The organism is Paenibacillus sp. J2R1T-4 (assembly GCF_059692235.1).
Genome location: NZ_JCAUBA010000003.1, coordinates 201,961 through 218,257, shown reverse-complemented (window position 1 = coordinate 218,257; position 16,297 = coordinate 201,961). Strand labels below are relative to the sequence as shown.

At 48.7% G+C, this 16,297-nt stretch carries 14 protein-coding genes; 4 read left to right on the top strand and 10 right to left on the bottom strand.

Going from position 1 to position 16,297, the window contains the following annotated elements; translation table 11 throughout:
• Positions 1-51: 51 nt before the first annotated feature.
• A complete protein-coding gene (locus AC58QD_RS07795; protein WP_497331752.1) occupies positions 52-3,327 on the bottom strand; it encodes a DEAD/DEAH box helicase in 3,276 nt (1,091 codons plus the stop codon).
• Between the two features lie 106 nt (positions 3,328-3,433).
• Here AC58QD_RS07795 and hisJ point away from each other — a divergent pair, with 106 nt between their 5' ends.
• Entirely contained in the window at positions 3,434-4,276 is an 843-nt protein-coding gene (gene hisJ, locus AC58QD_RS07790) for a histidinol-phosphatase HisJ (protein WP_497331750.1), read from the top strand.
• 93 nt (positions 4,277-4,369) lie between these two features.
• Here hisJ and AC58QD_RS07785 read toward each other — a convergent pair whose 3' ends face one another.
• The 4 genes from AC58QD_RS07785 to AC58QD_RS07770 are packed head-to-tail and all read right to left on the bottom strand — an operon-like array spanning position 4,370 to position 8,103.
• On the bottom strand, positions 4,370-4,744 hold the full coding sequence (locus AC58QD_RS07785; protein WP_497331748.1) for a response regulator: 375 nt from the start codon (positions 4,742-4,744) through the stop codon (positions 4,370-4,372).
• Positions 4,737-6,476: a hybrid sensor histidine kinase/response regulator gene (locus AC58QD_RS07780; protein ID WP_497331746.1), complete on the bottom strand. Its 1,740-nt coding sequence runs from the start codon at positions 6,474-6,476 to the stop codon at positions 4,737-4,739. Before AC58QD_RS07780 ends, AC58QD_RS07785 begins: the two co-directional genes overlap by 8 nt.
• Positions 6,477-6,479: 3 nt before the next feature.
• Positions 6,480-7,031: a heme NO-binding domain-containing protein gene (locus AC58QD_RS07775; protein WP_497331744.1), complete on the bottom strand. Its 552-nt coding sequence runs from the start codon at positions 7,029-7,031 to the stop codon at positions 6,480-6,482.
• Positions 7,032-7,071: 40 nt separating this feature from the next.
• Complete coding sequence (locus AC58QD_RS07770; RefSeq protein ID WP_497331742.1) at positions 7,072-8,103, bottom strand: HD domain-containing phosphohydrolase; 1,032 nt, start codon at positions 8,101-8,103, stop codon at positions 7,072-7,074.
• A gap of 242 nt (positions 8,104-8,345) precedes the next feature.
• Here AC58QD_RS07770 and AC58QD_RS07765 point away from each other — a divergent pair, with 242 nt between their 5' ends.
• The 3 genes from AC58QD_RS07765 to AC58QD_RS07755 all read left to right on the top strand — a co-directional run bounded on the left by AC58QD_RS07765 (position 8,346) and on the right by AC58QD_RS07755 (position 11,524).
• Positions 8,346-9,197, top strand: coding sequence for a MurR/RpiR family transcriptional regulator (locus AC58QD_RS07765; protein WP_497331740.1), 852 nt, complete (start codon positions 8,346-8,348; stop codon positions 9,195-9,197).
• Positions 9,198-9,452: 255 nt separating this feature from the next.
• Positions 9,453-11,129 (top strand): DEAD/DEAH box helicase, encoded by a 1,677-nt coding sequence (locus tag AC58QD_RS07760; protein WP_497331738.1) that lies wholly within the window; start codon positions 9,453-9,455, stop codon positions 11,127-11,129.
• Positions 11,130-11,338: 209 nt separating this feature from the next.
• Positions 11,339-11,524, top strand: a complete 186-nt coding sequence (locus tag AC58QD_RS07755) for a hypothetical protein (RefSeq protein WP_497331736.1) — start codon at positions 11,339-11,341, stop codon at positions 11,522-11,524.
• Between the two features lie 131 nt (positions 11,525-11,655).
• Here the strand turns inward: AC58QD_RS07755 and AC58QD_RS07750 are convergent, their stop codons facing one another.
• From AC58QD_RS07750 to AC58QD_RS07730, 5 genes are all read right to left on the bottom strand, one after another.
• Complete coding sequence (locus AC58QD_RS07750) at positions 11,656-12,813, bottom strand: virulence factor (RefSeq protein WP_497331734.1); 1,158 nt, start codon at positions 12,811-12,813, stop codon at positions 11,656-11,658.
• A 97-nt stretch (positions 12,814-12,910) separates the two neighbouring features.
• The gene (locus AC58QD_RS07745) at positions 12,911-13,498 is read right to left on the bottom strand and encodes a guanylate kinase (RefSeq protein WP_497331732.1); all 588 of its coding nucleotides are present in this window, start codon (positions 13,496-13,498) and stop codon (positions 12,911-12,913) included.
• Between the two features lie 177 nt (positions 13,499-13,675).
• On the bottom strand, positions 13,676-14,488 hold the full coding sequence (locus AC58QD_RS07740) for a flagellar motor protein MotB (RefSeq protein WP_497331730.1): 813 nt from the start codon (positions 14,486-14,488) through the stop codon (positions 13,676-13,678).
• Positions 14,460-15,275: a flagellar motor stator protein MotA gene (gene motA, locus AC58QD_RS07735; RefSeq protein WP_497331728.1), complete on the bottom strand. Its 816-nt coding sequence runs from the start codon at positions 15,273-15,275 to the stop codon at positions 14,460-14,462. The genes AC58QD_RS07740 and motA overlap by 29 nt, the downstream gene beginning before the upstream one ends.
• Positions 15,276-15,441: 166 nt before the next feature.
• A complete protein-coding gene (locus AC58QD_RS07730) occupies positions 15,442-16,125 on the bottom strand; it encodes a YhcN/YlaJ family sporulation lipoprotein (RefSeq protein ID WP_497331726.1) in 684 nt (227 codons plus the stop codon).
• Positions 16,126-16,297: the final 172 nt, after the last annotated feature.

Sequence of the window (16,297 nt, the reverse complement as noted above, 5' to 3'; positions counted from 1 at the left end):
TCCAACGGTTATTCTTAGAATGCAAACATACTCCGGTTTGTGGCGTTGATATTAGATCATAAGAATCTCCCTAAGATCGGCTTCTGACATGGAGGACAAAGCCTCCTCGCCTGGTTGGATTACTTGGTCGATTAAGTCCTTCTTTTTTTGCTGCAGCTCGTACATTTTCTCTTCCACTGTGCCTTGAGCGAGAAGTCGGATGACCTGCACGACATTCGTTTGTCCAATTCGGTGGGCGCGGTCTGTCGCTTGCTGCTCAACCGCAGGATTCCACCACAGATCGTACAGGATGACGGTGTCTGCTCCGGTCAGGTTCAGTCCCGTACCTCCGGCCTTGAGCGAGATGAGGAATAGATCCTGCTCCCCGTCATTAAACCGCTGGCACAGCTCCACGCGTTCGGCAGCTGGAGTCTGACCGTCCAAGTAGAAGCACGTCTCCCCGCGCTGTTCCAGCTCCTTGCGAATAATACTGAGCATGCCGGTGAACTGCGAGAATAGAAGAATGCGTTTCCCGCTGCTCAGCGCTTCCTCCACGATTTCCATCAGCTGCTCCAGCTTACCTGAATCGCCTTCGTAATCATCGACGAACAATGCTGGGTGGCAGCATAATTGACGCAGTCTGGTAAGGCCGGCAAGAATCTTGATCCGATTTCTCTGGAAGCCCGCTTCGTTTAAGTGTTCAACGGTTTCTTCCCGCAGCTTGGCCAGATAAGCCATATACAGCTTCTTCTGCTCAGCGGTCAGCTCAGAGGTCTGGAGCGTCTCAATCTTGTCTGGAAGCTCCTTCAATACATCGCGCTTCATCCGGCGCAAGATGAAGGGTCGCACACGTCTTGCGACGGTCTCCCGAGTAAGATCTTGGAAGGCTCGACGGCCAATGAACAACTCAGGGAAAATGGCGTCGAAGATTGACCATAGCTCTTCGAGTGAATTCTCTACAGGTGTACCGGTTAGAGCGAATCGTTGGGACGCCCGGATTTCCTTCACCGTCTGTGCAGTAAGCGTTGTGTGATTCTTAATGGCCTGTGCTTCATCCAGAATCAAGGTGTGGAACAGAATGGGCTCGTACAAGTCCATATCCCTTCGAAGCAAAGGATAAGAAGTGATGATCACGTCTTGCTCGCTCAATGACTGGATGAGCTCCGAGCGTTCTTGTCTGGCTCCTGCTACAACTTCTGCCCGGAGCGATGGGGCGAACTTGGCGATTTCATTGCGCCAGTTGTAGGTTAGCGATGCAGGGCAGACGATGAGGACAGGAGAGCCGCCAGAACGGATCTGCTCCTTTTCAGACAAGATAAAGGCGATCGCTTGCAGCGTTTTACCGAGTCCCATATCATCAGCCAGAATGCCTCCGAACCTATAGTGGGATAATGTCTTTAGCCACTGGAAGCCATACTTCTGATAATCCCGCAACGTGCCGTCCAACTCGGAAGGAATAGGGAATTCCAGACTGTCCGGATTGTTAAGATTGTCGAGCAGCCGACGGAACGATCTCCCCAGCTTCAGGCTGCGCGAGACATCTATGCCGGAGGACAGCAGCTGGAAGCCGCGGGCTACGGACAGTGTCATCCGGTCTCCTTTGAGGTCGGACTTGCGAATATCCATATCCTGTATGACCTGGGCCAACTCCTGAAATCCTTCATGCTCCAAAGAGAGGAAAGACCCGTCTGGAAGCCTTACATATTTTTTCTTTTCCACCATAGAGCGCAGTACTTGCTTGATATCCTTCTCGTCAATTCCGTTTAGATCAAACTTCACTTCTAACCATCTTGTCTTCTCGTCCCAATCAATGGACACTTTTGGAACAGAAGCGGATGCAGGCATAATAGGTCTGAATGTTGACGTAGCATAGACATCCATGATTTTCTCGAGTACAGGCAGCGTGTGGTAGAGGAATTCATAGACAGCGTCTTCTTCTTCCAGCCAGAGCCGTATTCCCTCCTTGCGAAATCCAGCATGCTCCAGATAACCAAGGAGCTGCTTCTCTTGAACGGCATCTCTCATTAGAATTCGATTCGTCGTTATGGTCGAATCCTTCTCAGGCTCCAAGGGATTAATCGTAACCTCGTCATACGCATACTCAAGCTTCGCGTACAAAGTATCTTCTTCCCGATCCAGATAAAGCTTGCCGCGCAAAGGAACGTCTACGATGCGTTCTGCAATTTGCTTCGAAATATTAACGCTGCTAACTGTCCGTAAGCCTCGAATCAGGGTATTAATGGTCGTTTCCATCTGCTCGGTTTCAAAACGGATTTGCTTCGAGGGAGCGTAGTGGAGACTGTTCTTAAGCTCTGAGACACGCCTGAGCTGGTCTTCCTTCATCGGATAAAGCTTGCCCTCTGCGAGCACATACCCATACTTCTCCATCACTTCGATCCGATCCAGATTGTCAAAATCCAACTGGTAATAAGAGCTCGCGGGCTTGCTGAGTTCTACACGAAGCGGAAGCTCGCTATTCACAATTTCTACTTTGGAGCTGGAAGCCAGCCCGTGCTCGAAGGATACATGGACTTTGTCATTTGTGAGCAGGGGCACAAGCTTGTCCCACATATGCGGCGGCAAATACAACAAACGATCATTGCGCAGGGAGTAGCTTTGCCCGAATTGGTTGCCGAATGCGGTTCGATAAGCGTCTTCATTGCGAACAGTCTCTCGCAATACGTCCAAGATCGCCATGTCCGTTATTTTGAAAGTGTGCTGGGAGGGATCATAAGTGAAGTTTTTGGCGAAATAGAATGGTTTCCTCTTATCGTAGGCGTCGAGAAAATCTTTTATTTTCTGCAACACATACATACGTTTGGGACCAAGCTTCATTTCCATCGTCATTAAACCGGCTTGCGTGGAAAAAGTAGTTGCTTTGCAAATAAACTCAACCTCGAGCTGCTGCTTCTCTGCACTTGGAGCAGAAGGCTTGCCGAAAAACTTGGAATCAGCAGGTCCAGCGGCGGTTCTCCCGAATAGCGACAGAACACTATTGGCAAATTGTTTATCTTTGACGGAGACGCCGGAAGTCATTTCATCCGTCAGAGCAGAGAGATTCGTATTCATGAGTTTGAAGAGGGTAGCAGCAATATGCTTGCAATAGTCCTGACCGGGATCGTAAGCTGAACAAGTGCAGGTGCCATATATATAACTCTCGCTGTGTAAGTCTACAAAGACGAGGTACTCTTTGCTTCCTTGCACGATGGCTTTAAACATTTTATCTTCCGCAGAGTAAGTAATAGGGCTTACTTTGCGCGAGTTGTAATATTCCATTCCGCGATTCAGGGAAGTTTTCCCGCAGGACTGTTCAATGTCATGGATCGTTATTGGGAAAATGGAGCTCATACCTTACACCTTCTTCGCTAATTATGTCCTACATTATAACACTTTTCCCATGCTATAATGAATGGCAGTTAGCAGTGCAGGAATGATGAAGAGAGGCGGATCAGGAATGAGTGAGGGGAAGGGCAATAAGGCTGCGATTATGAAATGGGATGGTCATACGCACACGAAGTTTTGCAAGCATGGCAACCCGGATGAACTGCATCAATATTTGGATCGAGCTATAGAGCAAGGATTTACCCGATACAGTGTAACCGAACACCCTCCATTACCGGATCGATACATCGATGACCCGGTGCTGATGCGAGAGCTGGCCATGGATAGCAGTGAGCTTCCAGCGTACATCCAATATGTGAGGGAGTATAAACAGCGCTATGCTGGACGTCTTGACGTGAGAGTGGGACTGGAGCTGGATTATCTGGATGGAGCGACTTCATTTACGAATAGCTTCTTAGAGCCTGTGCTCCCGCAGATTGAAGATTTGATCGTTTCGGTTCATTACTTGCCCGGAAAAGGCGGAATGCGCTGCATCGACTACAAGCCTTCTGATTTTGAAGAGAATATTCTGAGCTATTACGGCACGATGGAGCGGGTAGTGGAACAATACTTCGATCATGTGGAACGAGCAATTGCCTTTGCGGCAACCCTTCCAGGTGACCGTAGAATCGGACATATTAATCTGATTAAGAAATTTCAGCATGCTCTTCCTGCAATAGATGATGCCCAGATCCGCTCCAGGCTGGGAAAAATTCTGCCCATGCTGGTGAGCACAGGAGTCGGACTTGATGTCAATACAGCTGGATTGCGTGTGGCCACATGTGGGGAAGCTTATGTACCAGCGTGGTACATCAATCAGGCTCTCGGGATGGGTGTGACTTGCGTGTACGGGTCGGATTCTCACAAATCGGAACACGTCGGCTTCGGATGGGACTGGCTGGAGGAATGCCAGTGAGAGGCTGCATATAAAAGATGGAAGAAGCCGCTTTTCATAAGGAGGCGGCTTCTTCTATGCACCTAACGGAACATAACCAGTCATGACAAGTGCTTACTGCATAGGAGACCCTAACAGTGTCTCCATCTTAAGCAGCAATCGATTCAGATCAACCGGTTTCGTGTCGTAGTCGTTACAACCGGCTTCCAACGCTTTCTCCCGATCGTTACTCATAGCATGGGCGGTTAGCGCAATTACAGGAATATTAAGTGTTACCGGGTTGGACTTGATAAGCTTGGTTGCCGCCCAACCATCCATAACAGGTAAGCTCATATCCATCAAGATCAAGTCTGGCAGCTGTTCAGAGGCTTTTCGGACACCCTCTTCGCCATCCATCGCAATCTCAATCTCATATCCTTTGCGTTGTAAACGTCTGGATAACATATCGCGATTCATCTCGTTATCTTCCACGATAAGCACTTTAGTCATGGGTAGACTCTCCTTCACTGCTGCCTGATCGGTCGGATTGCACGATTAGGCTGTGTACCTCTCGAAGCAGATCATTGGTGGAAGACTGTCCTTTCTCGAGGATATTAGAGACTCGGCCATTCAGCCTGTCCCGATCTTCACGGGTAATAGTCTTGGCCGTAATCACAACGATCGGCACGGACTGCCACTCTGGATGTTTCTTGAGCTCGGAGACAAATTGGAATCCGTCCATTTCTGGCATCATCAAATCCAGTAAAATCAGCTGCGGTACAGCCGTAGCCAGCTGCTCCAGTGCGATTCGGCCATTACCGGCACGACTTACTTCATAACCTTCACGCTGCAGCATTTTCGTCATCATTTCCGAAGTAGGAAGGTCATCTTCTATGACTAGAACGGAGCCGGCCTCGCGATGGGTTACGTATTGATGGATCACAGATAACAGACGGTCTCGTTGAATCGGCTTTACCAAATATTCAGCTGCGCCAAGCGCATATCCAAGCTTGCGATCGTCTGTGATCGATAGCAGGATGACGGGAATGGCAGCGATCTCTGGATCCGTCTCTTTCTTAAGCGAACCGAGCACACTCCATCCATCCAACCCGGGCATCATCACATCAAGCAGAATAGCATCGGGTTTGTGTTCTCTGGCCAGCTGCAAGCCATCCTTCCCGTTCAAAGCCAACAGGACCGAGTAGCGCTCCCTCTGCAGGTGACGCTGCAGCAGCTTGAGCATATCGATATCATCATCGATAATAAGCACGGTGCGTCTAGCGACCCCTTCGTTCATAGGATCATTGGAGACTTCCAATAAATTATCGTTAGGATCGGTCTCTTCTTCCAAATAAGGGAGCCAGACAGTGAAGGTGCTCCCTTTATCCAGTTCACTCTCGACCTGAATGTATCCGCCTAACATGACGGCGAACCGTTGACTAATGGCAAGTCCTAGTCCGGTACCGCCATATTTGCGTGTAGTAGAGAGATCTGCTTGCGTAAACGCTACGAACAGCTTGTCCATTTGCTCTGGACTCATACCAATTCCGCTATCCGTTACTTGGAATCTCAGGCCAGATTTGTCCGATTCGGCGGCAGGCCCAATATCCAATTGAATTCGACCATTCGTAGTGAATTTGGATGCATTGCTTAACAGGTTCAGAATGATTTGACGAAGCTTGGTGACATCCGTCCGGAAGAATCCGGGTATTCCATTGATAACGAACTGATTCCCGTTCTTGTTCATAAGCGGATCCACAGTTGCAGCGACGTCACGTACGAAGCCCTCCAACTCGCACACTTCCAGATAAATATCCATCTTGCCTGCTTCAATTTTCGATAAGTCGAGAATGTCGTTAATGAGCGAAAGCAGGTGTTTACCAGAGGAATGAATTTTTCTCAGGTCCTCGGCAAAAGCAGTCTCGCCAATCTCCGTTGCCTCTTCCTCCAGCATTTCACTATAGCCGATGATCGCATTAAGAGGAGTCCTGAGCTCATGGCTCATATTGGCTAAAAATTGACTTTTTATCTTGCTTGCTTCGATCGCTTCATCCCTGGCCTTGATCAGGTCAGCTGTCCGTTCTTTGACCAATTCCTCCAGATTATTGTTAATGTCCTTAAGTTCATTGTTGGTGTAATAAAGCTCTCTCGTTTTTTGCTCCGCGATATCTTCGGCTGCTTTGCGCGCCCGTTTCTCACGCTCCAGCTGCCTGCGCAATAGGCCCAGCTCATCCATAGCCATAGCTTATGCAATCTCCTGTTTCGTCAAGGTGAATTGCGAAGACGTTCCGTCCTGATTGTCCAGATCGGTTCTTTCAACCGTGATGTTCTCGTCAAAATATTTGATAGAGCCGATAATTAATCCTTCAGCGAGATCAGCAAACGGTCTGGAGGAACGATAAGTCATAACCAACACATTGGGGGCGGGGGACTCGTAGGAGAAAGCGGGCAGCTCTGCATCTGGATACAGCTTGCGAACTTCGACATGAATGTACTTGTCGACATTGTTGAGGAAATCTAAGGCACCCTTATTCCGGTCGATAAATTGAGGGTGGCTGGCTGCCAGCTGTCCGAACATATATTCACCGAAAGTGCGGACAAGATCGGGGACAGGTATACCGGTTTGTTGGGCGAGTTGAATGACAAGACTAATGATCTCCTCATGGGAGTAAGTGCCTAAGGAGGTGTATGCTCCGCCGGAAGGAACTTTAGATGCTTCAATGATAGAATCTGCTATCTGTAATGAAAATTTCTCCTCAACCATTTCCAAAAAAGCCGTAAAAACCATGCCTTTCATACGATTCCTCCTCAAGGATATGTATAGATGAGTGTAACCATTATTTAGAGTGAATAATAGATAAAAAAGCGTCCGTTACCAACGGGTCGAAGTGGATCCCCCTTTGAGCGCGGATCTCATTAAGAACATCTTCGATACTCCAAGCGGATTTGTAAGGCCTCTCATGAGAGAGAGCGTCAAAAAAATCGGTGATTGCCACTATCCGAGCAAACAAAGGGATTTGTTCCCCCTTAAGCCCTCTCGGGTAGCCGGTGCCATCCCATTTCTCATGATGACACATAGCAATCTCAGCAGCCGCTCGAAGGATGGGGAAAGAGGCATCACCTATAATGCTTGCTCCAATTGACGTGTGGGCTTTCATCCGATCGAACTCATCCGGGCTGAATTTTCCGGGCTTCAGCAGAATCGTATCAGGGATACCGATTTTGCCAATATCGTGAAGCGTTGCAGCAGATTCGATCTGTTGGACTTGTTCTTCTGACAGACCAAGCGCTCTTGCTGTCAAACCTGATAATTTACCGACACGATGCGTATGCTCACCCGTCACATCATCACGGTACTCCGCTGATCGCGCCAGAATACGCAAAATTTCGAACTGCGCTTTCTCAAGCTCTGATGTACGTTCCATCACTTTTTGCTCCAACAATTGATTATGCTGCTGCAGCTGCAGGTGGAGGAAGCGATTTTTCAACAAATTCGTTATACGCAGTACAACTTCACTTCGATCGAAGGGCTTGGTCAAGAAATCGTTAGCGCCTTCGCGCAAGGCGCGTTTCTTGGCTTCTGGAGTTACATCCGCTGTTAAGACTAATACAGGTAAGTAATCATCCTCGGGCACCTTTTGTATGATTTGAGCCAGGGCGGCAAATCCATCGATTACGGGCATATGAAGATCTAGCAGTACTATATCGGGCTTCGTCTGATCAAACATCGTTTCGAATAAAGTCGGGTCCGTAGTACTCGTGAGGTTGACAAATCCGGCTCGTTTCAAAATCCGCTCCAACAGCTCGACATTGTACAATTGATCGTCCATGATGAAGATCGAAGCGGACTTAAGCCAATGTTGTTCCATCCTGTGACACCTCGTTTTGCACCGTGTTCTTAAGAGAATAGGTCTTAAGTAATAATTCAACGAATAATGGGATAAATCCTTCCTTAAAATGAGAAGTTTTACCAAGCGAAAAAGGGAAAAAGGCGCTTTTTACCCCATTTGTATTTACCTGGCGTGTCATTTCGTATAAGCTTAGAAGCGACGAGGCCGATAGCGGCGGTACAGATACCGGTGAAATTTATAGGATAAAGAGAGTGGTGTAGATGCTTAGCGGAGGATTGGTGGCATTAAGAGCCATATTGGATCAATTAAAGCCATCTGAACGAAAAGTCGCTGAATACATTCTGGAGAATCCGAAGGAGATCGTAAAGTACTCGGTGCAAAAGCTGGCTGAGCTGAGCGGTGTCTCTGAAGCGACTATTATCAGGCTGTCGAAGACGCTGAATATGACAGGTTATCAAGACCTGAAGCTGCGGGTAGCGGGCGATCTGACTTCGAATGTACCGACTGGCACATATGAAGAGATTAAGATGGGCGGCTCTGTAGATTCGATCATGCAGGCAGTCAGCAACAATAACAAACAATCCATTCAAGATACTTTAACGGTTTTGTCGTCGGATGAGGTGGAAAAGGCAGCGATCGCTCTGTCCGGCGCACGCAAAATTGACATCTACGGTGTTGGGGCATCTGCTGTTATTGCCGAGGATATTTATCAGAAATTCAGTCGGATCAATTGGTGGTGCCGGGCGTATTCGGATTACCACAGTCAGCTTACTTCTGCAGGGAGCTTGACGGATAAAGATGTAGCGATTGGAATCTCTTATTCAGGTCAAACCGAGGACATCATTCAATCTTTATCGGAAGCCAAAAAGCAGGGTGCGACTATTATTACACTGACCAAGTTCGGGTCTTCTCCCGTAGCGGAGCTCGGGGATATTCGGTTATTCACAAGCTCGGTGGAACAAAGCATTCGAAGCGGGGCGATGGCCTCACGAATAGCCCAGTTGAATGTGGTCGACATTCTGTTCATCACCATTGCCAGCCGTCAGCATGAAAAGGTAATCCCGTTACTTGAGAAGACGAGACTTGCGGTTAGTCGGACTAAGCGAAACTAGGGGAGACTCTGTCAGTCGCCGGTAAGGGGAGAAAGATCAGCATAACTGAAGATCGTAATGAGGGAGGTGCTGTCCTCTATTATTCTTTTTGTATCTGAAAAGGGTACAAAATCGAGAATAGGGGAAAGCAGTTCCCTTATTTGTGTCTATGACATCTCAAACAAAATCGATGCGTCAAGAGTGGGATTTTTGTGGGAATCAAGTGGGTATGGTATAGTTTGTAAGATAAAGTGTGAGATAAACGGAGGTGGCCGAATGGCTGCAGATTTTGTAAGATTAGGTGTTCGCAAGGAGTTACAGCTCAAATTAAAGGAATTCGGGGTGTCGGAGCCGACGCCAATTCAAGAACAAGCTATTCCGCTATTACTGGCAGGTAAAGATATGATCGCGCAAGCACAGACAGGTACGGGGAAAACACTTGCCTTCCTGCTTCCGATCCTTGAACGGATAGAGCCGAACAGGCCGTTTCTGCAGGCGCTTATAATAACGCCTACTCGTGAATTGGCTCTGCAAATTACGAAGGAGTTAGAGCGGCTGTCCAGTGTAGTGGGAGCGAGGGTATTATCCGCTTATGGCGGTCAAGATCTGGACAGGCAGATCAAGAAGCTCGAAGGGGTTACGCATATTATCGTCGGGACTCCAGGAAGATTGCTGGATCATGTGAATAGAGGGTCGATCGAGCTGTCTGGAGTGAAGTACCTCGTATTGGACGAGGCGGATGAAATTATGCGGATGGGTTTTCTCGATGATACCGATACCCTTATGTCGCAAACGTATGAGAAGCGCCAGACGATGTTATTCTCAGCTACGATGCCATCACAGGTTAGAGCATTGGCAACCCGATACATGGTTGCGCCGGAAGAAGTCAAGATCAAGAGCAAGCATGTGACGCTCGATGAGATTAGACAATCCATTATTGAAACGAACGAGGCGGACAAGCCGGAAACGTTGATTCGTTTGTTGGAGCTTCATAAACCCTTTCTGGCTATCGTGTTCTGCAGAACGAAGAAAGGCGCAGCGAGCTTGAATCGCAAGCTGCAGGAGCAAAATATTAATGCAGATGAGCTGCACGGAGATTTGTCCCAGGCTAAGAGGGAGTTTATTCTCAAGCGGTTCCGTGAAGCGAAGCTTCAAGTGCTAGTGGCTACAGATGTAGCTGCCAGAGGTCTCGATATTGAGGGTGTTACCCATATATATAATTATGACCTCCCGAATGATACGGAGAGCTATATCCACCGAATCGGCCGAACAGGCCGTGCAGGGGAGACAGGGGTGGCCATATTGTTCGCGACCCCGCGAGATCGGATCAGGGTGCTGCAGCTCGAGAAAGGCATAGGGAAGACTCTCGAGCGACGCAACGTCGAGGGAGGCTTGATGCAGAGCGGCACGAAGAAGCCTGCTGGCGTCAAGGCTGCAGCAGGCCGGGGCGGCCGCACGAGCGGCGAGCGCACAGCCCGGCGCGGAGCGGGCAGAGGCGAGGCGAGCCGCGTAAGCGGTCGCGGCGGCGCTGGGCGCGGTAACGCGGGCGCAGGCACCAGGCGCGCGAGCGCGGCGGAGCGCGATGCTGGTGCGAGCGGCGCAAGCGAGGAGCGCGCAGCGCCTGCGCGCGAGGGCGCCGGCCGGCGCAGCGATGCAGCAGGCGAGCGCCGCGGAGGCGGACGCAGCGGCGGGCGCAGCAGCGCGGGAGCGAGCAGCGGCGGAGGCGGACGCAGCGGCGGGCGCAGCAGCGCGGGAGCGAGCAGCGGCGGCGGTGGACGCAGCAGCGGGCGCAGCAGTGCGGGAGCGAGCAGTGCGGGAGCGAGCAGTGCGGGAGCGAGAAGCGCCAGAGGCGGACGCAGCGGTGGGCGCAGCAGTGCGGGAGCAAGCAGCGCAGGCGGTGGACGCAGCGGTGACCGCGGCAAAGGCCGCGCATCCGCCCGGCAAGGGCGTTAACACAGTAAAAAGCAGCCGATTTTGCGGCTGCTTTTTTTTCGATAGTTTAGAATCTATAAGTTTATAAGGTCGAACCGAAGGAAAGCGTTCGAATATCTGTATAAAAGGATTGGGATACCGGAACAATTATGGGGTATTTTAAACACTGTTGGCCTATGGCCTGACTAAGTAAACCGAAAATGAAGAGCCTCAGTATAAAGGAGTCAATAATGGAAAAAAGCAGACGTGAAACGGTTATCCATTCTGAGGTTCAAAACGTAATGAATGATAATGAAGCTGCGACAAGTGTGCCACCGGAAGGACAGGAGAAGACACAAAATGAAAGTGATCCAGGTCCGATGGAACGAACAAAAGAGGTTATGGAAGACATAGGATTCATGATAAACAGTATTTAAGGCAACAAGTTCAAATGTTCATGAGGCAAATAGGCTACTGACCAAAGTGACAGTCGGTAGCCTATTTGTATTTAATTGAATTAAGGGGACGACAACTAACTAAACTCAGCCCGCTGCAAAGCTTCCAACATTCAATTAGCTCCAGACGGCTCGTCATTACGACGAGTCATTTGCTGCCAGACGGAGCCCTCGGCTGCGGAGCCGCCCTCGATGCGAGCTAGCGCCAGCTTTGCCTGCAGCCGTACCTCGAACTCAGAATCATTCAATGCTTCTTGCAGCGCTGCTACGGCGGATTCGTCTCCGGCCTCATACAGGAAGCGAGCAGCCCTCCAACGCACAAGTTTATTCGGATCGCTCAAGGCTTCAATCATCGGTTCTATCGCAGCCGGATCACCTAGATCGGACAACGTGTCGCCAGCTGTCCGCCGTACGGACACAGAGCTGTCCTTCAGCGCTTGGAACAAGTACTGCATAATTTGCGGTTCTCGAATATCGCCAAGATACACCGTGGTCAATCTGCGAATGGATGATTGCGGATCCTGCAAAGCCTTTATCAGCAAAGGCAGCGTCTCCAGAGACGGCTTGATCCGCTGAAGCGCAGCATAACGCACCTTCCAGTTCTCATCCTGCAGGCGTTCAGACAGCTCCTGAAAGCTCAACTCTCTGCGCTCCTCCGGCATGATCGTACCTTCGGTCCCAGTTTCGAGCGATTTGTGCACTAGCTGCTTCAACCGCTCATCATCGTATGAGGCATCAAGCTCGGCTGCAATCTGCTCTCCAATCTCAGCAAGCTCTCCATACCGTATGCCTCCATCCTGAAGTGTACGCTCCCTGATCAAGTTAGGCGATGCTGTCCCCGCTTGCATTGCAGCATCAGTGAAACGAGAGGGCAGTGCTGCCCGAAACTCATCCATGCCGCTGCGAACCCTGATTTGCATGGGGATACCGCGGAATGTTTGAATCCATACTTGCGCTTCGCCAAAGGCTGCTTGATCCTCAGCGGTATCGCCAGTATCGCTGCCTGCACCAGATGCGCCTTCCAGAATGCCTTGAACGCGTGTGAGTATGGACTGCCAATCTGCCTTCGGGTTACGGTCAATGGCAACAAAATCAGCCGCTCGAAACACGGAGGTGACTCCTGGGATATCCAAAAGCTGCTGCATGTTAGACGGAGCGGATACTCGATTCTGCTTATCGTATGTCCGCTTCTCACCTTTAACTAATGCTTCATCCACATTAATCTTCATTGTATTCGGACTAGGTGTAGGTTCGATGGAAACTATTTTCATGTTCGGGATCCTCCTGAATGGGTACTCCTACTATTGTGTCACAATCCGAGCAAAGAAAAAACCCCGCGTCTATTCACGCGAGGCTCGTTCAACAAGGTCAGTCCAAATCAAGTAACTTCCGGTCCAGATACGGCTCTAATAAATTCGTAATAGCAAACACGGTGTGGGCCAAGTCCTGATTGTCAAACACAAACTCACACTCAGGCAAGTATGCCATAGCCTCGTCATAATGAGACATGTGACGTTCGATGACATCTTCCTCGTCACCACGTTCTCTTTGACGGTTCGCCACTGAAGAACGATCCGCGTAGATGAACAGCTCCACCACTTTGTCGAGATAAACGGTCTTCAAGATATTTGCGCCCTTAGGGTTTAGGATCAAATAAACAAAATCGCTGGCCTCTAACAATTGATCAATATCTGCATGACGGATCCCGTAGAAATTCCCGTCAATCTCAATGCTTTCAATAAAAGCTCCAGCTTGATCGGCTTCTTGAAACTCTTCGCGGCTAATGTAGTGATAATCCTGCCCTTCAAGTTCTCCGGCGCGTCGCGCCCTAGTTGTACATGAGAGTACTTTTCTCAGCTCGAGAGTAGAACCGACCATATCTGCGACTGTCTTGCGTCCAGAGCCGTCAGGCCCAGTAAACACAAAGATACAAGCATTCGTTTTATTTTCGCTCATAAGCAGCACACCTTTCCCATGTATGTATGTGGTCAAACCTTGCCTTGCATTCCATTCATGTCGCGGAATCTGTCTTATTGCTAATAATATGCGAATCACAGTATAGAAAAGAAGACGATTAATGATATTTAACATATTGCGTCTTCTAAGCTGCCGTTAAGCAAGGATTGTTGGGAATTATGGATTGGACGCCGGGATTGTTGAGCCTGATTTCAAGTTACGCAAAATCGATACTTCTACCCTACGGTTCTTAGCGCGGCCATCCGCAGTTTGGTTCGTGTCAATCGGATGATTTTCACCCTTGGCGATTGCACTGAAGCGGGCGGCTCCAGCACTATCCGCTGGCAGCAAGATTTTCATGAAATTAAGCGCACGCTTGGAGCTCAGGTCCCAGTTCGTCTCGAACTCTCTCGTGTTGATCGGAATATTGTCCGTATGACCAGCCACTTCAACCTGATAGCCAGGATATTGAGTAAGCATGCTGGCAATATTCTGAGCAAGCTTCCTCGCTTCAGGCTTAACCTCTGCACTCCCTGAGGCATACAAGGCGTTATCTCGAATGGTGATCATCAATAGATCATTGGTTAATCGGGTTTCAAGCTGTGTATTTAATCCATTGTCTTGAATGTATTTGTCCAGCTTTTGCTTCAGCTCTTGCAGATCTACCATTTCCTTCTCCATCTGGGCAAGCAGTTCCTTGTTTTCTTGTGAAGTCTGTGATGGATTCTTGAATTCTTCTGTTTTTTTATTGATTTGATCTGTAGGATCTGAGGTTATCGGAACTACGGAAGTTTGCTGGAATAAGTTTGTCCCACCGCTGAACGCTGAGTTAAGACTGCGCATAATGTTGTCGTATTTCTTCGAATCAACCTCACTAGACGCGAACAGAATAATGAACAGAGCGAGAAGCAAGGTGAGTAAATCGGCGTATGGGATCAGCCAGCTTTCATCCATATGTTCTTCATGATGCTGCTTTCGCCTTTTGCTCACGCTCGGATTCCTCCTCCCTGGTCTGAGGGCCATAACGTTCAGAAGGAGTCAGGAATACGGAAAGCTTCTGTTCAATGGCAATAGCGGAAATACCGGATTGAATAGACAGCAACCCTTCGACCATCATTAACTTAATTTCGACTTCTCTGCGGGATATTTGCTTCAACTTGTTTGCAATTGGATGCCAGAGGACGTAACCTGTGAAAATCCCGAGCAAGGTAGCGACGAATGCAGCGGAGATTAAATGGCCAAGCTCATCTACATTGTTCAAATTACTTAATGCTGCGATCAATCCGACAACGGCTCCAAGTACACCGAGTGTTGGTGCGTATGTACCTGCCTGGGTGAATATTAATGCACCTGATCGGTGACGATCCTCCATCGCATTTACTTCTTCCATTAACACGTCATGGATAAACTCCTGATCGTTCCCGTCAATAATCATCCGCATACCGTTTCTCAGGAAAGGATCGTTTATATCCTCGACCTTGCTCTCCAGAGCAAGCAGACCTTCACGGCGAGTGATGGTCACCCATTCGATAAACAATTGAATGAGCTCTTTTTTCGGAACTAACTTTTGGTTAATAAAAATAATTTTGAACAGCTTAGGGATCTTGGCCAGTTCGGACATAGGGAATGCAATCATAACTGAAGCAGCTGTTCCGCCCATAATGATCAAGATAGCCGCCCAGTTGAGTAATGAAGCAAGCTGAGCCCCTTTTAGTACCATTCCGACCCCAACTGAAATAAACGCCAGTATTAATCCAAAAATTGTAGATTTTTCCATTGGTGAGACACCTCGCGATTTAGTCTATATCTATTTATCGGCATGCCATACTTATTCGATTAGAGACAATCCAATCCTTTAACTATAACTCGAAAAAGCGCAAAAAAATACACGGCAAGAGAAACTTCTCGCCGTGTTTTAATGCTAATAGATGAAGAAACACTTTTTACGGGGTTAACTGGATGATGCCCTGACCTCCAAAATGGCTTTGCACCAAGGTATTCAATTGAGGCACTTGGGATTGCAGAGACGTTCCGCGCCATGAGTCATGTGCATACTGACTGAACTGGTTAATGAAATCCTGATTCGCGGATATGAACACATTGGTGATCTGAGGATGCATTTGACGGATCTCTCTTGTTACCATTTCGTGCAGCTCGCTCGAAAGATCCTGCGGATTCGGAATCATGGGGAAGGAGTATTTCTCCATCGCAATATCACCGGGCTTCAGCGATTTGGTTGTATCTGAACGGTCATCAACACCTGGCATCGTAATGGTTCGATCAGTGCCGTTCTTTGTTCCTTTCCCTTTGGTTCCAGTAGCCGTATTGTCCAGCAGCACCGCTACGTAGGCATTCTTATCGGTTAAAATGACAAAAGAGCTGCGTATACCTTTCAGATCGTCGATCATGTCGGAAGTCGCTTGACTGAATACCATGGACGTATTGTTGTGATCGGCCGCCTTGAGCTGTGTGTTGAACGTACGAAATCCGTTTGCTTTGCTATTGTGCGTTCGACTCCCGTAATCCGAAGGGCTGCTCTCGAACTTCTCTTTGTAGTTGCAGGCGCTAATCGCGGCCAGTAAGGAGATACATGTAAACCATTTGATCAGCAGATTTAATTTGGGCATAAGTTCCTCCTGACCGATTAAGGCAGAATGTATTGGGTAATAACAATTATGATTTAGCATTTGCTGATTAAACGAGAATATTCGCGTTGGGGAGTATATATATTTGTCAGTTGCCTTTGCATAAATTATCCGAAAAAAGGAAATACCCTTTATGTATCCTTCTCGTAAAAAT